This window comes from Paenarthrobacter sp. CM16, assembly GCF_013179505.1.
In the GTDB taxonomy this organism is placed as follows: Bacteria; Actinomycetota; Actinomycetes; order Actinomycetales; family Micrococcaceae; genus Arthrobacter.
Window position 1 is genome coordinate 1 of the sequence record NZ_JABMCX010000601.1, and the last position, 639, is coordinate 639.

Annotated in this window: 1 protein-coding gene; it reads left to right on the forward strand. The window is 66.4% G+C overall.

Annotation, left to right across the window (positions count from 1 at the left end; genetic code table 11):
* The coding region (locus HP499_RS24750; RefSeq protein WP_172326641.1) for an FMN reductase at positions 1–619 on the forward strand (619 nt) is incomplete at its 5' end.
* Between the last annotated feature and the right edge of the window lie 20 nt (positions 620–639).

Below are 639 nucleotides of genomic sequence, written 5' to 3' on the forward strand. Positions count from 1 at the left end.
CCGCCGCATCACCGTTCTTTCCGCCGGACTCGGTGTCCCGTCGTCGAGCCGCCTGCTGGCCGACCAGCTGGCCGCATCCGCCGAGCGGCAGCTGCGGGCGGCAGGCTACGACGCAACGATCGAGATCGTCGAACTGCGCGACCTCGCCGTGGATATCGCCAACAACTTTGTGACCGGCTATGCCGCGCCGCGCCTCGCTGAGGTGATTGCCGGCGTCGACCATTCCGATGCCATCATCGCCGTCACCCCCGTCTTCAGCGCCTCCTACAGCGGACTTTTCAAATCCTTCATCGACGTCCTGGACCCGAAGTCACTGGACGGCAAAGCGGTTCTCCTTGGCGCTACCGGTGGCACCGACCGCCACCAGATGGTGCTCGACTACGCGATGCGCCCGCTGTTCACCTACCTCCGCACCAGGATTGCGGCTACCGGCGTCTTCGCCGGGCCACAGGACTGGGGAAACACCGACGACGGCGGCTCCCCCCTCTCGGCGCGCGTGGACAGGGCAGCTGGTGAACTGGTGCAACTGCTCAGCGGCCCGCAGCCGAACCGCAAGAACGATGCCCTCGAGTCATTGCCGTTCGAGCAGCTCCTGGCAGGGATCTCAGCCGGCAGGTAGCCCCGAAGCACGGGAAGTGA